This window comes from Hungatella effluvii (assembly GCF_003201875.1).
Classification (GTDB): domain Bacteria; phylum Bacillota; class Clostridia; order Lachnospirales; family Lachnospiraceae; genus Hungatella; species Hungatella effluvii.
This window is the reverse complement of the sequence record NZ_QJKD01000002.1, coordinates 234,344-250,829: the sequence shown is the minus strand read 5'-3', so window position 1 is coordinate 250,829 and position 16,486 is coordinate 234,344. Positions and strand designations below refer to the sequence as shown.

The 16,486-nt window shown below is 50.1% G+C and carries 13 protein-coding genes; 3 read left to right on the top strand and 10 right to left on the bottom strand.

Features of this window, described 5'->3' with window-relative positions; translation table 11 throughout:
* Positions 1-19: 19 nt before the first annotated feature.
* Positions 20-1,384 carry a GntP family permease gene (locus tag DFR60_RS04310; protein ID WP_002604880.1) on the bottom strand — a complete coding sequence of 455 codons (1,365 nt, stop codon included), beginning with the start codon at positions 1,382-1,384 and terminating at the stop codon, positions 20-22.
* 293 nt (positions 1,385-1,677) lie between these two features.
* Here DFR60_RS04310 and DFR60_RS04305 point away from each other — a divergent pair, with 293 nt between their 5' ends.
* Together DFR60_RS04305 and ilvD are read left to right on the top strand one after the other, a co-directional pair.
* On the top strand, positions 1,678-2,397 hold the full coding sequence (locus tag DFR60_RS04305) for a FadR/GntR family transcriptional regulator (RefSeq protein WP_110321807.1): 720 nt from the start codon (positions 1,678-1,680) through the stop codon (positions 2,395-2,397).
* A gap of 256 nt (positions 2,398-2,653) precedes the next feature.
* Positions 2,654-4,375, top strand: coding sequence for a dihydroxy-acid dehydratase (gene ilvD / locus DFR60_RS04300; RefSeq protein WP_110321806.1), 1,722 nt, complete (start codon positions 2,654-2,656; stop codon positions 4,373-4,375).
* 104 nt (positions 4,376-4,479) lie between these two features.
* On the opposite strand, the gene DFR60_RS04295 is transcribed toward ilvD, so the two are convergent.
* The 9 genes from DFR60_RS04295 to DFR60_RS04255 all read right to left on the bottom strand — a co-directional run bounded on the left by DFR60_RS04295 (position 4,480) and on the right by DFR60_RS04255 (position 15,679).
* Entirely contained in the window at positions 4,480-5,436 is a 957-nt protein-coding gene (locus tag DFR60_RS04295; RefSeq protein WP_146218576.1) for a hypothetical protein, read from the bottom strand.
* A 193-nt stretch (positions 5,437-5,629) separates the two neighbouring features.
* Entirely contained in the window at positions 5,630-7,291 is a 1,662-nt protein-coding gene (locus DFR60_RS04290; protein ID WP_110321804.1) for a DUF4091 domain-containing protein, read from the bottom strand.
* A gap of 14 nt (positions 7,292-7,305) precedes the next feature.
* Positions 7,306-8,121: a carbohydrate ABC transporter permease gene (locus DFR60_RS04285; protein WP_055653321.1), complete on the bottom strand. Its 816-nt coding sequence runs from the start codon at positions 8,119-8,121 to the stop codon at positions 7,306-7,308.
* A gap of 1 nt (position 8,122) precedes the next feature.
* Positions 8,123-9,007 carry a carbohydrate ABC transporter permease gene (locus DFR60_RS04280; RefSeq protein WP_110321803.1) on the bottom strand — a complete coding sequence of 295 codons (885 nt, stop codon included), beginning with the start codon at positions 9,005-9,007 and terminating at the stop codon, positions 8,123-8,125.
* A 79-nt stretch (positions 9,008-9,086) separates the two neighbouring features.
* Complete coding sequence (locus DFR60_RS04275; protein WP_110321802.1) at positions 9,087-10,439, bottom strand: ABC transporter substrate-binding protein; 1,353 nt, start codon at positions 10,437-10,439, stop codon at positions 9,087-9,089.
* Positions 10,440-10,664: 225 nt separating this feature from the next.
* The gene (locus DFR60_RS04270; protein ID WP_110321801.1) at positions 10,665-12,887 is read right to left on the bottom strand and encodes a helix-turn-helix domain-containing protein; all 2,223 of its coding nucleotides are present in this window, start codon (positions 12,885-12,887) and stop codon (positions 10,665-10,667) included.
* A gap of 21 nt (positions 12,888-12,908) precedes the next feature.
* Positions 12,909-13,364: a ribose 5-phosphate isomerase B gene (rpiB, locus tag DFR60_RS04265; protein ID WP_110321800.1), complete on the bottom strand. Its 456-nt coding sequence runs from the start codon at positions 13,362-13,364 to the stop codon at positions 12,909-12,911.
* 37 nt (positions 13,365-13,401) lie between these two features.
* Positions 13,402-14,526, bottom strand: coding sequence for a chorismate synthase (aroC, locus tag DFR60_RS04260; protein WP_110321799.1), 1,125 nt, complete (start codon positions 14,524-14,526; stop codon positions 13,402-13,404).
* A gap of 94 nt (positions 14,527-14,620) precedes the next feature.
* Complete coding sequence (locus DFR60_RS04255) at positions 14,621-15,679, bottom strand: lactonase family protein (protein WP_110321798.1); 1,059 nt, start codon at positions 15,677-15,679, stop codon at positions 14,621-14,623.
* Between the two features lie 209 nt (positions 15,680-15,888).
* On the opposite strand from DFR60_RS04255, the gene DFR60_RS04250 reads away from it, so the two are divergent.
* Positions 15,889-16,422, top strand: a complete 534-nt coding sequence (locus tag DFR60_RS04250) for a helix-turn-helix domain-containing protein (protein ID WP_002604892.1) — start codon at positions 15,889-15,891, stop codon at positions 16,420-16,422.
* The last annotated feature ends 64 nt before the right edge of the window (positions 16,423-16,486 follow it).

Here is a 16,486-nt window from a genome sequence, read left to right as displayed (position 1 = left end):
TTCTCCCTTCTTTCTGCGTCTATGCCCAGATAAAGCTGATGGCATACAATACGATAAATGACAGGATGGAGCAGAAGCCTCCATACAGGGTCCAGGATTTGAACGCTGTCTTTAAATCAATTCCCATATACTCCTTTGTCAGCCAGAAGCCGGAATCGTTGACATGAGAGAAGCTGGTCGCTCCAAACATGGCGGACATACCGATGCAGGCAAGATACATTGGAGAGTAGGTGGAAATCTGCGGAAACGATGCTACAATTCCCAGTGTCATAGTCAGCGCCACCGTGGTGGAGCCCACGCCGATTCTCATCAGAGTAGAAATAATATAGGCTACAAGGATAATGGAAAGGTTGGCATTCTGCAGGGCATTACCGATCAGGGTTCCCATCCCGGAATAATCCAGAACGTAACGCAGCACGCCGCCGGCCGAGGTAACCAGGACAATCATGGCCACAGGCTGAAGGGATTTTGCAAGAACGGACTCCACCGTCTCCATGGTAATCCCCTTACGCACACACAGGAAGATGATTCCGGCCACATTGGCGATGATTAATGCCAGATACGGCTGGCCGATAAATACGCAGAAGTCCAGGAATCTCTGCATTCCGGCGCCCTCCGCGGTCATCATACCTGCGGATGCGCTGATTAAAATCAGGAGAATCGGCAGAAGCACGATGGAGATAACCAGGCCGAAGGACGGCCCACCCGCAGTGCCCTCTTTCTTTTCAGGAGCCATAACGGCATTTTCAGGAACCGGTACATACATTTTCTTTGCAAACGGAACCGCTACCGCGTAGCTGATCAAATATTTCGGAATTACGAGTACGAGTGCCAGGATCGTGACCGTTCCCAGATCCACAGGAAGGCTTCCCGTGATCAGCATGGGAGCCGGTGTGGGCGGAATCGCTGATCCGATACCGAGCCCCGCCGTCATCGGAAGCACGTAATATAGTAAAGATTTGTTCGTCTTCTTTGCAATGGAATAAACGATTGGCATAAGAATAATGAAAGCCGGATCAAAGAATACCGGAATACCGATGATAACGCCCGCAAGCCCCAGCGCAAATGCGGAATTCTTTTCACCAAATACCTTCACCAGCTTGTCGGCAATCGCCTGCGCCGCGCCGCTGACTTCCAGGATGCCGCCAAACATGGAACCTAGTCCGACGATCAGCGCAATCCCCTTTAAGGTGTTGCCCATACCATCCGTGACAGCCTGAGTAACCAGCGAAAACGGCATACCGCTTCCAACTCCGATTATGACTCCCGCGATGAGAACCGACAGAAGCGCATGAAGCTTCAGTTTAATAATCAGGAACAAAAGTACCACGAACCCCACCAGTGTGGCAGTTATCAGCTGCGCCGGATTAGCTACATAATCCATAATAAAAATACCTCCCTGTTTCATTTTATCTTTTTTCATAATACGTATGATGTCTTTGCCTCTATAAAATATCATTACCGGATAAATATGTCAAGTATTTTCATATAATTTTACTTTTTATACAAATTATCCCACTCTATTTTGTGCATATTTTCTTTAAATACGTATGATCTCTTCTTCAGATATGGATCTGGCGTTCTCTAAGCCCTCAACCCTTCAATTTCAACGGCCATCAGGTGACAAAACGCCGGTTCTATGTTAAAATAAACTCAATTCAACAGGAGGTAAAATGGGTGAGCAGCTTAGAGTTTTATAATGGAAAACCGTTGGCAGAGCAGGTAGCCGACTACATATTAAACTATATTATAGATAACAATCTGGAAGTAGGGGCTAAGATCCCCAATGAATTCGAACTCGGCAAGATGATAAACGTCAGTCGTACTACGATTCGCGAGGCCATCAAGATCCTGGTATCCCGGCAGATCCTGGAAATCCGGCGCGGCGCCGGCACTTTCGTCTCCGAGAGACAGGGAATTACCGACGATCCGCTGGGACTTACCTTTGTAAAAGACAAGACCAAGCTGGCGCTGGACTTAGTCAGCGTACGTCTGATGCTGGAACCTGAGATCGCCATGATGGCGGCCGATCACGCGACGCCGGAACAGATCGGGGAGATGAAGCTCCAGTGCGATCAGATTGAAGAGCTGATCAAATCCGGCCGCGACCACATGGAGGCCGATATCCGTCTTCACACGATGATCGCCTCCTGCAGCGGCAACAGTGTAGTAGAAAAACTGATTCCGGTCATCAATTCCTCCATCGCCGTGTTTGTCGATGTAACCAACCGCGCCCTGGGTCAGGAAACCATCGAGACTCACCGCGAAATCGTAAACTGCATCGCTGAACGCGACGCAGAAGGCGCAAAATGTGCCATGTACATGCATCTGATCTATAACCGGAGAGTCTTCCGACAGCTGGAGAAAGAAGAAAAGCAGCTTTCGTCAATAACTTAAGCCGGGATTTCAGGGTTTTCGTTCCGCCAGGGAAGCGCTCCGGCCCAGGTTCCCTGGCGGAGGGGAAACCGCGAAATCCCTCTCAGCCTCATGAGGAACCACGATTCTTAATAATTCTGTAAGTTTACAAGTTTATCCTGTATTTTTCCAATGCCTTGTTGACTTTGTCCTGCGAGTATGGTATTTTGGTTTTACAAAATACATCATACGTATTATGCCTTTGCCAGGAAAAACATAGAATTCAGGAGGAAATGCTATGAAACTAAAGAGTCAGGAGGTCCGCGCACTTGCGCCGGAGATGGATCCGCTGCGTATGGGAATGGGCTGGAAAGTGGATGACTTATCGAAGCCTCAGATTATAGTAGAAAGTACATTTGGAGACAGCCACCCGGGCAGCGCTCATCTATTGGAGCTCGTGGAAGAGTCCGTGAAGGGAATAGGTCACACCGGAGGCAAGGGAGCACGGTATTTTGCCACCGATATCTGCGACGGCATGGCACAGGGCCACGACGGGATCAACTACTCTCTCGCTTCCCGGGACACCATCTGCAACATGATCGAAATTCATGCAAACGCCACGACATTTGACGCAGGCGTCTTCATTGCCAGCTGTGACAAGGCGGTTCCTGCTCATCTGATGGCGATTGGAAGGCTGAAGATTCCCTCTATCATCGTAACCGGAGGCGTCATGGACGCCGGTCCCGACCTCCTCACGCTGGAACAGATCGGAATGTACAGTGCCAAATGCCAGAGGGGGGAAATCACAGAGGACCAGCTGACCTGGTACAAGCAGCACGCCTGTCCCTCCTGCGGCGCCTGCTCCTTCATGGGAACGGCTTCCACCATGCAGGTAATGGCCGAAGCGCTGGGTCTCATGCTGCCGGGCACCGCTCTGATGCCCGCCACCTGTGAAGATTTGAAGAAGGCGGCCTACGATGCCGGAGTACAGGCGGTAAAGCTGGCAGAGGCCGGACTTAAATCCACCGATATCGTAACGATGAAATCCTTTGAAAATGCCATCATGGTGCATGCCGCCATATCCGGTTCCAGCAATTCCCTGCTTCACATTCCGGCCGCCGCCCATGAGTTCGGTTATGAACTCGACGCGGACTATTTCGACCGTATGCACCGGAACGCCCACTATCTGCTGGATATCCGCCCCGCAGGCAAATGGCCGGCCCAGTATTTCTATTATGCCGGCGGTGTTCCCAGGATCATGGAGGAGATTAAGAGCATGCTTCACCTCGACGTTTTAACCGTCACAGGCAAGACGCTGGGGGAGAATCTGGAAGACTTAAAGAAAAACGGTTACTATGAGAAATGTGATGAATACCTGGCGAAGGTCGGAAGAAAACGCACCGACATCATCCGAAGCTTCCAAAATCCCATTGGAGACAACGGCACCATAGCGATCCTTCGCGGCAATCTGGCGCCCGAGGGTGCGGAGGTGAAGCATTCCGCCGTTCCGAAAGAAATGTTCCAGGCCGTGTTAAAGGCAAAACCGTTCGACTGTGAGGAAGAGGCCATCGCCGCCGTATTAGACAAAACCATACGGCCGGGAGATGCCGTCATCATCCGCTATGAAGGCCCGAAGGGAAGCGGTATGCCGGAGATGTTCTACACCACTGAGGCTATTTCCTCCGATGAAGAACTGTCGAAGAGCATTGCGCTCATCACCGACGGGCGTTTCTCCGGCGCTTCCAGGGGACCGGCCATCGGCCACGTATCCCCCGAAGCCGCGGAGGGCGGACCGATCGCCCTGATCGAAGAGGATGACTTAATTGAAATCGATATTCCCGCCAGAATTCTCCGGATTATCGGAGTCAGAGGCGAGAAGAAAACACCGGAGGAAATGGATGCCATACTGGCCGTGCGCCGGAAAAACTGGACGCCGAAACCGGCCAAATATACCTCCGGTGTGCTGAAAATCTTTTCTGAACACGCCGTATCGCCTATGAAGGGCGGGTATATGGAGTAAAATGGGAAAAAGGATACCTCATAAAGGCTGACCCCCAATGAGGCAGTATTAAAGAACATTCAGATTGTGCAGCCGGCAAGCAGGATATGACACCAAAAAACGGACTATCGGCGATAAGCTGATAGCCCGTCTGCTGCACGGATAAATGTGTTGATAAACAGATTTATGTTAACAATCCCGTTTTTCTCCACATCTTGAATCTCTTTTTCTATACTGTGCCACAAAGGAAGATTAATAATAAGACTTTTATCATTGTTGATAAAGTATACCTGACTCTGGGCGAATATTATATAAAAATGTGTTCTCACCTGTTCGGAAAGTTCCCTCACAAGATGCTCCAACAATACAAATTGTTCCTCGGAAATCCTCTGATTTTTCGGTGCGATAAACAGGCAGTTTCTATTATGATTCATGGAAATCTTCTTTTTAACCTCCAGCCCTCGTTTTTGGGGAAGGTATTCTGCAAAGACATCCTCATCTGTGCTGCAAGATACCTGCACAAAATCTTCGTTATGAAACAGACTTGCTAAGCCGGTAAACACAACGATGCTGCCGTCAATCTCCTCATTCGGTCCTTTTCCATAGGATAAGGTGAGCGGCGCGATTTCAAAATCGATGTTTTTGTATCTGCCTACCAGATATTCCGCTTCTTTTTGCTTACAGCTGGTATACGGAGGTATAATCTTCGCTTTCACCAGTTCTGCTGTATTCAACAATCGCTCAGTATAGTGCACATAGGAGTATTCGGAGTTGCGCAAAACCGCCTGCGTAAAAATATTTTCACAATAAAAACCATGCAGCTTTTTTAATGGGATGTAGCAACAGATTGCAATCCATATAACAGAGATGATTATCAATACAATCGTTTCAACAAATATCCTCAAAAGAAAGGCTATTACACCTGAAATAATATCCCCATCTTTCATCGAGCCTGCTAACTCTACAATAATCGAAAACAACCGATAACCAGTCAACGATATTAGTGGTAATAAAGCAAGAAAAAATACTACTAAAAAGTTTCTTTTTCTTATTTTCATTATATCAAGTTCATAAGAATGCATATCCAAACCCTCTCCACAATCCAGGAAAATGATTTCAGCCCTCGCTGCATCTGCCCATGCGGTCAAGTTCAGGATCGCAAATCTATGCAGATATAAAGCACTTAATTAAACCGTTTGATGCAGTTTTGTTTTTTGTGATATTTTTATTCTAGCACAATTCCAAACGTATGGAAATAGTGCGTTTTCCAACAAATTATTTCCCCATCTCATCAATCGCACAGTTCACCTTTTCTCTCAGCCGCAGCAGATACTCCGCGTCCTTCGGATACTTCTTAAAGGTAATCTGATATTCCAGCCCCTCATGGATCAGGCGCTCCACATATTCCCGCCCAGCCAGCTCCTCCAGCCTTTCGAAGGCTCTCAGATCATACATTGCCTCCGTAATGACCATAAAGCGAAGCGATTCGTAAGGAGTCCCGTCTTCCGCGGGGTAGACGACGAACGGGTCCCCCGCCGGGAAACCGCCGCCTGCGTCAGTGACCAGATATGGATTCACTGTGGAAATTGAGTGCTGGGAATTATAAAAATTGTATCCCCAGTGCAGAAATCCCTTCATGCGGTACAAGTACAGCTGAACCCCCAGAATCCGGTTTCTGGCTGACGGCATGGCCATAAACTGATTGCTCACCTCATGGCCCTGGACGCAGCAGTAATACGTCCAGAGATCCTCCACTCCCGCCTCGAAAAATGGTTCCAGGAAGTCGCTGCAGACAATGGGATGTTCCACCACTCCGGCCTGATAGATGGTAAAGCTGCTCAGCGCGTCGATCACATGGCAGTCCGCCAGGAGCGGCCAGATACTCTCCTTCGCCGCGCGGTAGGTCTCCATCTGTTCCCCGTGAGGTTCGTCTGAAATATGAAAATACGTCTGTTCAAACATCCCCTCCTCCTTAAGAACGCCTTTCAGCTCCGGCAGAAAAGCGCTCAGGAATCCGCGGTAAGCCTCGCCAGCCGCCTTTGTATCCCAGCCAAATAGCTGTTTTTTCTCCCCATTCACGAGGGCCATCACCTTCGGCGCATGCTTTGCTCCCCACTGGGTAAACAGGTGGGAAATCTCCAGATATTTGATCCCTTTTCTCCTGCACATGGCTATCCACCGCCGCAGAAGTGTGAAATCAAAGGTATAGCCGCCCTCCTCTTTCTTCACGCCCACCAGCTGTACCGTGGTTCTCTCACCGCCCACCAGCGTATCCAGAGGTGGTGTAAATACCGGAGTTAGAAGCATGTTCACGCCATGCTCCGCCGCCGTGTGCACAAACTGCTCCAGGATCTCCCAGTATCTTTCTGAAAATGGTTCCTCTCTATAATAATCGGCCAGACAGTCTGCATGCAGCCATTCCGTATAGATCAGCCGCTGCTCCGGTAGAACACTGTGAACCGCCGAAATCGTAACCGTTTCAGACCATAAAAGCTCTGTCCCTCTGTTTACTGAGACAGTTACCGGATAAGAGCCGCCGCACATTTCCGGCGTGACCAAAAGATCGATCCATGCGGCTCTCCACTGGGATGCATAGGGCCGCAGGATTCCGCCGCGCACCGGCGTCAGAAGGTCCGGGCAAAGGCACGGTTCTGTGAATAAGTAATTGTCATCCAGCTGTTCCCGGTACGCCGCCATGGCCGCCGGAACCAGCTCGACCTTTCGCATGCGGATGCGGTCCGCGATCTCCGATTCAAAGCTTACCGTGATCTCCTGCTCATTCAGCTCACAGCCGCCATACTCCATATAAAAGGCCAGCTGCATGGAGATTCTCTCTCCACCCAGGGCCGTGATGGTTTTGCCTAGGCGCCGCTCCGGCCGTTTGTCCGGGAACACCTTCTCCAGACTGTCTGTCAGCATAAATTCATAATTGGCCATACTTTCTTCCTTTCTCAGCCCTTCACGCCGCTCAAGGCGATTCCTTCCACAAACTCCTTCTGAAGGAAAATGTACAGGATGAAGGGCGGCATAAATGTCAGAGTAGCGCCCGCCATGACCAAGCCGTAATTCGTGGCGTAATTTCCCTGGAGGGAGGCCAGGGCCAGCGTCAGGGTGCTCCGGTTCGTATTCGTGATGGCAATTAACGGCCACACGAAGTCGTTCCAGGTAGTGATAAACGTAAACACGGTCAGCGACACCAGGACCGGCTTGATGAGCGGAACGACGATGGAATAAAAGATCCGGAATTCCCTGCAGCCGTCAATCCGTGCCGCCTCGATCAGATCATCCGGCACACTGGTGATAAACTGGCGGATTAGGAACACGCCAAAGGCATTGACCACCGGAAGCGCCAGGATTAAGTATGTGTTCAGCAGATGAAGCTTCTGCGCAATCCGAAACAGCGGAATTAAGATCACCTGGGACGGCACCATGAGCGTGGCTAAATAGACCGCAAAGAGAAGCTCGCTTCCCACAAATTTCTTTTTTTCGAAGCCGTAGGCCGCGGTCGAGGAGATCACGGCGTTGAAGAAGCAGGCAATCACCACCACAGAGACACTGTTGAATAAATATTTGCCAAATTCGAAATTTTTGAAAATGGTTGAATAGTTTCTAAGATTCAATCCAGTCAGACCGAAATTCAGTTCCATCGAATACGTCTGCCGCATGGAGGTTAATACCATATAGACAAACGGAAATAACGCCGCCAGTGCCAGCACTGCAAGGAGAACCGCTTCCGCCCAGAGAACGGGCTGTACCTTCTTTTCCATCTTATTCCCCTCCTTTTCCGCTGAATACCTTCTTCTGAAGGATCGAGATCACAATGACAATCAAAAACAGAACGAACGCCATGGCGCTGGCATACCCCATCTTATACTGTTTAAAGCCGGACTGATAGATGGACATTACCATGGTAATTGTCGCTGTTCCCGGGCCGCCTCCGGTCATCGTATAGACCAGATCGAACACCTGGAAGGACCAGATCGTCCCCAGCGTGATGACCAGATACGTAATCGGCTTCAGAGCCGGAACCGTAATATAGAGAAACTGCTGCAGTGGAGACGCGCCGTCCACCTTCGCCGCCTCGTAAAGGCTCTTCGGCACGTCCATGAGTCCAGCGTAATAGATTACCAGGAAGTACCCAACATTTTTCCAGATTGCTACAATGCTCACGCTGATCAGAGCCAGATTATACCGGCCCAGCCAGTTTACCTTGCCGATACCGACGAGCCCCAGGATGTTATTGATGATACCGCCTTCCGTGGCAAGCATGAACTTCCACACGGTTCCGACCAGGACCATGGAGGAAATCACCGGGATAAACAGAGCGCTCTTGAAGAAATTGCCGGCTCTTCCCCGGAACCGGGAGGCCAGCAGATTGGCTATCACCAGCGACAGCACGGTCTGAACCGGAACCGTCACAAGCGTATAGATCACGGTGTTGCGGATTGCCGGCCGGAAAAACGGATCGCCGGCCATACTCTTATAATTGTTCAGGCCTACCCACACCGGCGGCTTCAGCACGCTGTACTCCGTAAAGCTGAAATATCCGGTCATGCACAGCGGGAGAAGAGAAAACAGCACCAGCAGAAGAAAGCTGGGAAGCACATACAAAAATCCAATGTTTTTTTTGATAAATTCTGATATCGCCTTCAAACGAATGATCTCCTTTCTAAAAAGATGCCGCGGAACATTTTCTGCGAATGTTTCCGCGACACCTAGCTTCTTTCTTTCCTTACCTGTTCTGTGACAGCGTGTTGTTCGCGTAGTCGGCCGCATTCTTCAAGGCCTCCTCGGGCGTCATCTGTCCAAGCATCATAAGCTGAAGGTTCTTATACAGGTTATCGTAGACCGCTGCGGAACCCTGTACGGCAGGAAGGGTAATAAGAGCGTCCTTGTTGTCCTCATATACTGCCTTAAACGCCGGGTCATCGTGATACTCCTCGTCTTTGGCGATCGGCGGAAACGCCGCCATCTCATGGAATTTTGTCATGGAAGGGCCGCTCAGCATGTATTTCACCATTTTCACTGCCAGGTCCTTATTCTTGCTGGCGCTGATCAGAACCAGGGAGTCCGCTGACGCAAATGTCCCCATCTTCTGATCCTTCAAGGAGGTGAAGAAGCCCCAGTCGATGCCGGCCTCCTTAAATCCCGCTCCCTGATTCGTCGGGCTCATGACAAACGCCGTGTTGCCTGCCTTGAATTCTGCAAATACCTGGTCTTCCGACATGGAGGTAATGGATTCCGGCATGATTCCATCCTTAAACCGTAAATCTGCCAGGAACTGGGCCGCTTTTATGCCTGCTTCGCTGTCAAACTCTGCTTTTGTGCCGTCTGCATTGAAGATCTCTCCGCCTGCCTGCCATAAATAGGGGAAGAAGATGGAGTTCATGGCACCCTTGGATTTGTCTCCCCACTGCTGGAGCAGCGGAGTCTTGCCGATGGCCGCCACCTTCTGGCAGGCATCCTTAAATTCATCCCAGGTCTCAGGAACACTTTGAACACCGGCCTCCTTTAAGATTGCCTTGTTATAGAACATAACGCGGGCGCTGCCCACCACGATCGGCATGGCGTACTGCTTTCCGTCAATGACACCTTTATCGAGATAGTAGAAATTGTCTCTGTCCTCTGCTGTCAAAAAGTCGTCAAACGGTGCGATGGCGCCTGCTTTTATGTAATCGTTGATCATCTCCATGTACATGTAGCCCACATCAGGCCCCTGGCCCGATGAAATTCCGGTTAAATACTTTTCTTCGTAATTGCTCCAGGGAATGATTTCTATAGAAACCTGGGCGTTGTTTTCCTCTTCGAACGGTTTTAAGATCTCTCCCCATACTTCCTTGTCGAGAGACTCCTCCGTGCCGAAGGGCGGCATCCAGAGCACCAGCTTCGTCTTCTCTCCGCTGGCTTTCTCCCCCTCTGTGCTCTTATCGGCAGCCACATTTTCCTTGGCAGGTGTTCCCCCTGTCTCATTACCCCCGGCTGACGCTGCATCCTTCTGTCCATTGGCGCTGCATCCGGTAGCCAGCATCCCGGCCATCACCCCTGCAAGTGCCAGACTCAGACATTTCCTCATTCTTTTTTTCATTGTTTTTGCCTCCTTTTCCAATCGGTTTGATGATGGCCCTATCATAACACCGAAAATACTCCCTGTATATTTTCTATTTTTGTGCTGTTTTTCTAATTCTCTAATGTTTTATATAGAGATTTCGAGACACTGTGATATACAATTCTTTCACTGATTCACAATTATTTAGGTGAAAATCAAAAAAACTGATTAAAATATCTCGATTTTAATCAGTTTTTTTATGCATTATTTTTTCTTATAACGGCCCGGTGTCGTATTTTCAAACTGTTTAAACACCCGGATAAAGGCGGCGTCACTGGAGAAGCCCACGGACAGCGCTATTTCCTTTATATTTTCGTCCGTATTCACAATGAGCCGTTTGGCCTTTTCTATCCTCAGACTGTTGATGTACTGTGCGATTCCGATTCCGTATTTTTTCTTGAAGGTGGTGGATAGATACGTATTGCTCACGCCAAGCATGTCGGAAATACTGTAAAGTCCGATCATGGGATCTTCAAAGTTCAGGCTGATGTACTGTCTGGCCCGCTCCGCAATATTTTCCTTCTGATCCAGTTGGCGCTTCTGCTGCCACCGGATCAGATAGCCAAAGCCTTCGTGAAGGAGCTTCAGCAGCTTCTGTCCATCCTTTGCCTCAGATAAATTCCTGGTGTATTCCTCCATGCTGTATTCGGTACAGCTCCCTGCGTGGTTTTCCAGAGCCATCAGAATGGGATTGATAACCGCGTATTTTTTCGCCCTGCTCGTGTAGACGTTGCGGTCGGTGCCGATATACTGGTTGAAAAGGAGATCCAGCAGCCGGTCGGCCTCCTCGAACTTCTCCTCCAGCATGGCCATCTCGTACTCCGGCATCACGCTTACATAAGCGGCGTTCTCCTGTCTTCCCACCATTGTTTCGTCATAGAAGAACACGCGGCCCCTGTCATTTTCACAGAATTCCGCAACCATCTGCGCCTGATGAAAGCTGGTTATGATGTTAGACATGGAATCATAGATTCCGCCCAGCACAATCCTGCATTCCACCAGCGAATGCAGGCTGTCTAATATTTCAGCGGCAATGGCCTGCATCTCCGCCTTTCCGTACTCCGGCTCCATATGGAACAGCAGTGCGAGGCTTCCGTCAAACTCGGCGGTCATGACGGCTATATCCTCTTTTTCCTTCAGCGCCCCGCGAATTCGCACGTCCGCGTCGTGAATCTCATCCTGGCTGAATCCCATGGGATTTCGAATCAATCCGACCTGAAACAGGGAGTATTCCATCTGAATGCCGAATTTCTGCATGGATGCGAAAATCACGGAATTATTGCGTTCCTCGCTGCTTAAGAGATTGCACAGGAACAGGCCCTCTATGGCCTCCCTCTGTTCCTCCAGCTTCCGGGTGCTCTCCACATTCATTTTCAGCATCCGGCTGATTCCGCTGTCAATCAGATCGTAATCATCCAGGAAACGGCCGCCCTCATCCGTCTTATTCACAACCTTATCCAGAATGTCCTTCAGCGGCTTTGCGTTGCGGCGTCCCAGAAGGACGAATAAGACCGCGCCGAATATCATACACAGCCCGATGGAAACATAGGCGATATTCCGTATGAAGTAACCGGAGTCCAGCAGCTTGCGCCGTTCGATTAAGGTGACGTATTTGATGCCGTAATAATCTGAATCCATCACGGAACCGTAGTTGCCCTCCATCTTAAATAACGGCTTTCCGCCGTTTGCCTGCAGGCTTTCCTTTAAGTCCGCGTGGTCAATTCCGGAGCCGAAGCTGGCATAGACGGAATCATCCGCGGCAACTACCGCGGTCATGGTGTTTCCCATCCCCTCATTTGCGTTACGGAGAATGGATTCCACCTCCGATTTATTGATGAGAATCATCAAAATGGCTGTTTTATCGCTGGATAAGTCGTAGGGAAGCTGGCGGAACAGGCACAGCTCCATGCTCCCGTCGCCCTGAGGCATGAAGCTGTAGCCGTCTCTCTTCTGGCCGCCGGCCGTCTCCAGCCACTCCTCATATCCGTCCAGCTTTAACTCATTTTTCAGCAGATAGTATTTCTCCGCTCCAAAGTATCCCAGATCGCCAACCACATAGTTCAAATGGGGATAATAGACGTATATTTCTTTAATAAAGGTATTGGAAAGCTTGTAATCATAGAGCTGGCGTGAAAACTGAACGAGAAAATCCTTGTCAATTTCACTCAGCTCCTTTGAGCGGCTCAGCTTCAGGTTCACAGCGTTCATCTGCAGCTGGGCGGCAAAACTGTCGATATCATTCAGGCGGATATCGATGCTGGTCTGAAGCACGGATGTCAGGCCGTGATTCAACTCTTCAATCTCTCCGGAGAACTCTTTTACCATCCAGGTCGTGAGCGCCACCAGCATGCCGATCATGACGACGGATACGATGATAAAGGACCGCACCCACAGATAGAGACTCTTTGTAATCTTTCCTTTTTTCATCCGTTCATACCATACACCGGACTACAGCGCGTTCTGGTTACGTCTCTCGATATCCATCACCTGGTCCACACGTCTCTGGTGTCTTCCGCCTTCGTATTCTGCATTTAGCCATTCTTCCGTTATCATCTTCGCCATCTCCACACCGATCACTCTGGCGCCGAAGGCAAGGACGTTGGAATCGTTGTGCATTCTGGAAAGCTTTGCCGTATACGGCTCACTGCAGACGCAGCAGCGGATTCCCTTTACCTTGTTGCAGGCCAGCGAAATGCCTACGCCGGTTCCGCAGATGGCGAGCCCCAGATCCGCCTCGCCGTTTGCCACCGCGCTGCCCACCTTTTCTCCGTAAACCGGGTAGTCGCAGCTCTCCGTGGAATTCGTGCCGTAATCGATTACTTCGTATCCCTTTTCCTCCAGAAACTTCTTCATCTCATTCTTCATCTCAAGGGCTGTATGGTCATTTCCTATTGCTATTTTCATTTTCTTCTCTCCTGTTTTGATTGATTGTATGGTCCTGTTAATTGTATGTTTCATAATTTGGTGTTCCGAAAAATCCCTGAATCCGGTCCAGTCTGGATGTCATGGACAGAAGGAGTAAGTCCGCCGTAGTCAGCGCCGCCATCGCTTCCACCACCACCACGGCCCGCGGTACGATAATCGGGTCGTGACGGCCTTTGATCTCGATATCCGTCTCCTCCATACCGCGCGTCACGGTCTTCTGCTGCTGTGCAATAGACGGCGTCGGTTTGAAGGCCGCCCGCAGCACGACCCGGCTTCCGTCGCTGATGCCGCCCAGGATTCCTCCCGCGTGGTTCGTCTCCTTCTTTATCTTACCGGATTCGTCCATGCGAAACGCGTCGTTGTTTTCCGAACCGACCGACTTCGCGGCCTGGAATCCGTCTCCGATCTCAAAGCCCTTCACGGCCCCGATGGACAGGATGGCTTTTGCCAGAGATGCGTCGTACTTTTCAAAGACCGGATCACCCACTCCGGCAGGAAGTCCGTCGATCACGCACTCCACCACGCCGCCTACAGAGTTGCACTCCGACATCATACGGTCCAAATACGCTTCGGCTAAAGCAGCGGCTCCTGCATCCGGCATGTAGAGACGGTTTCTGTACATCTCTTCCGGATCGAACTGTGCGGGATCCGCTTCGTACGGTCCTACCGCCTTCGTATAGGCGCATACCGTAATACCCAGGCTCTTTAATAGCTTTGCCGCAATGGCTCCCGCAGCCACACGGCCGATAGTCTCCCGGCCTGAGGAACGGCCGCCGCCCCGGTAATCCCGGAATCCGTACTTCTCGTCAAAGGTATAATCCGCATGGCCGGGACGGTACACCTCCATGATGTTCCCGTAATCCCTCGATCTCTGGTCCGTATTCATCACAGCCATGGAAATCGGTGTTCCCGTCGTCTTCCCCTCAAACACTCCGGAAAGGATTTCCACCCGGTCCGCCTCCTGGCGTTTGGTAGTGAAACGGCTCTGCCCCGGTTTTCTGCGGTCTAAACACGCCTGAATGTCTTCTTCCGTGAGCGGAAGCCCCGCCGGACATCCGTCCACCACGACGCCAATTCCCTTTCCGTGTGATTCTCCCCAGGTTGTTACCTTCAGTATGGTCCCCAGTGTTGATCCTGCCATGTATGATCTCTCCTTATCTCAGCTTTTAAAACCGGGGCCCGCGTCCATTGTGCAAACGGACCGGTCCCCGGTTTTCAAATACCATTTTCTGCAATCAGTCGCTGACCTTTACGATCACGCAGCTGTTGGGTTCATTGACTCTGATTTCCTTGCCGTTCATGATCAGCAGACCCTTTTTGTAGTCCACGGAAAAGAATGTGATACTGCCGTTATCATGGTTGATGGAAGCAATGTGCTTATCATCCGGGAATACACAGATGTCTTTCGGGTAACTGCCGCTGATGGGAAGACAGCAGATATAATCCAAAAGGCCGGTCTTTGAATCGCGGTCATAGACCGTTACCGTGTTATCGCCGGCGTTGCCGCAGAACATGTGCTTCTCATCGGTGGATAAGCGCATGGAGCTGGCAGCGGTCAGTTGGGATAATGCCTTCGGCCCTGTCGTGGAGATGGTCTGTATCTTCTCGATCTTCGGCTGGCGCTCGCCCGTCTCGTAGGAGTAAACGTCGATTACGTTCTTTAATTCATATAAAAGATAGAAGAATTTACCATCTGAGCTGAACCGGAAGCATCTGGGCGCGGATTCCAGCTCACAGCGGAGCGCATCCACCAGCATAAGTTTCTCCTCTTTTTCATCAAACCGGTAAATCTTTACCTGGTCGATCCCTAAATCGGCCACCATAACGAATCTGCCATCCGGCGTTCTTCTCGTACAGCTTACGTGCGGACGGAAGTTTCTCTCCGCCACGCTGCCCAGTCCCTTGTGGAACACTCCATCTACGATGTCACCCACCGTTCCGTCCGGGTTCAGTCTCAGCACTGTGGACTTCCCGTCGTGGTATCCGGATACAAATATATACTTGTCCTTATCGTCTGTAGACAGATGGCAGCCCCTCATTCCCTTGATATTAGCGGAATTCAGTCTTGTAATCGCCCCGTTCTCATGAATCCGGAATGATACGACACCCTCGTCCGCGATGGAGTACAGGGTCTTTCCGTCGTTCGATGCGATGACATAGGAAGAGTTGTCCACTTCCATCTCGCATCTCGGTATAAAACGGCCTTTGGCCACGTCCACATCGTACACCGTAATCCCTTTTGCCTGGCCGTTGTAGGAGTAGGAACCTACGTATGCCATATACTTTCCTTTCATATTCGCGTCCTCCTGGATTGTTCCTTGTATAAACTAAAAATATCATATCATAAAAATGTATTTTTGTTAAGGAGAAACTATTGACATACGGATAAAATCCGGTATAATGTATTTTGCCGTGTGTTTATTATTACTAAACTTTTTAGTTATTATTATCATCAGTTAGTATAACTAAACTCCAGGCTTATATTTATTAAAAGGAGGAGCGTATGGATATCGGTGCGAAATTAAAAGAACTTCGGATCTTAAAAGGCCTAACCCAGGAAGAGCTGGCAGACCGTGCAGAGCTGTCAAAGGGATTCATTTCCCAGCTGGAAAGGGACTTAACTTCCCCCTCCATCGCGACTCTCATGGACATCCTGCAGTGCCTTGGGACCTCCATCGGAGAGTTCTTTAACGAGACTCCGGAGGAGCAGATCGTCTTTGGAAAGACAGATTACTTTGAAAAGCACGATCTGGAACTGAAAAATGAGATCAAATGGATCATTCCCAACGCACAGAAGAACATGATGGAGCCGATTCTTCTGACACTGGAGCCGGGCGGGGAAACGTACCCCGACAATCCGCATGAGGGAGAAGAGTTTGGCTACGTCCTGCAGGGAAATATCTCCATTCATATAGGAAGCAAGACATATAAAGCGAAAAAAGGGGAATCCTTTTACTTTGTTTCAGATAAAAAGCACTATTTAAGCAGCAAGGCCGGCGCAGTCTTAATCTGGGTCAGCTCTCCGCCCAGCTTTTAAATTACATGTATCGCACGTAAGCGGCCAAAAGACGTCCGCTAAGTGCTCATAACGAGGAGGATAA

Coding starts and splice junctions, on each gene's coding strand:
- DFR60_RS04310 (WP_002604880.1), bottom strand. CDS start 1,384: ATGGATTATGTAGCTAATCCGGCGCAGCTGATAACTGCCACACTGGTG.
- ilvD (WP_110321806.1), top strand. CDS start 2,654: ATGAAACTAAAGAGTCAGGAGGTCCGCGCACTTGCGCCGGAGATGGAT.
- DFR60_RS04295 (WP_146218576.1), bottom strand. CDS start 5,436: ATGCATTCTTATGAACTTGATATAATGAAAATAAGAAAAAGAAACTTT.
- DFR60_RS04290 (WP_110321804.1), bottom strand. CDS start 7,291: ATGGCCAATTATGAATTTATGCTGACAGACAGTCTGGAGAAGGTGTTC.
- DFR60_RS04285 (WP_055653321.1), bottom strand. CDS start 8,121: ATGGAAAAGAAGGTACAGCCCGTTCTCTGGGCGGAAGCGGTTCTCCTT.
- DFR60_RS04275 (WP_110321802.1), bottom strand. CDS start 10,439: ATGAAAAAAAGAATGAGGAAATGTCTGAGTCTGGCACTTGCAGGGGTG.
- DFR60_RS04270 (WP_110321801.1), bottom strand. CDS start 12,887: ATGAAAAAAGGAAAGATTACAAAGAGTCTCTATCTGTGGGTGCGGTCC.
- rpiB (WP_110321800.1), bottom strand. CDS start 13,364: ATGAAAATAGCAATAGGAAATGACCATACAGCCCTTGAGATGAAGAAT.
- aroC (WP_110321799.1), bottom strand. CDS start 14,526: ATGGCAGGATCAACACTGGGGACCATACTGAAGGTAACAACCTGGGGA.
- DFR60_RS04255 (WP_110321798.1), bottom strand. CDS start 15,679: ATGAAAGGAAAGTATATGGCATACGTAGGTTCCTACTCCTACAACGGC.
- DFR60_RS04250 (WP_002604892.1), top strand. CDS start 15,889: ATGGATATCGGTGCGAAATTAAAAGAACTTCGGATCTTAAAAGGCCTA.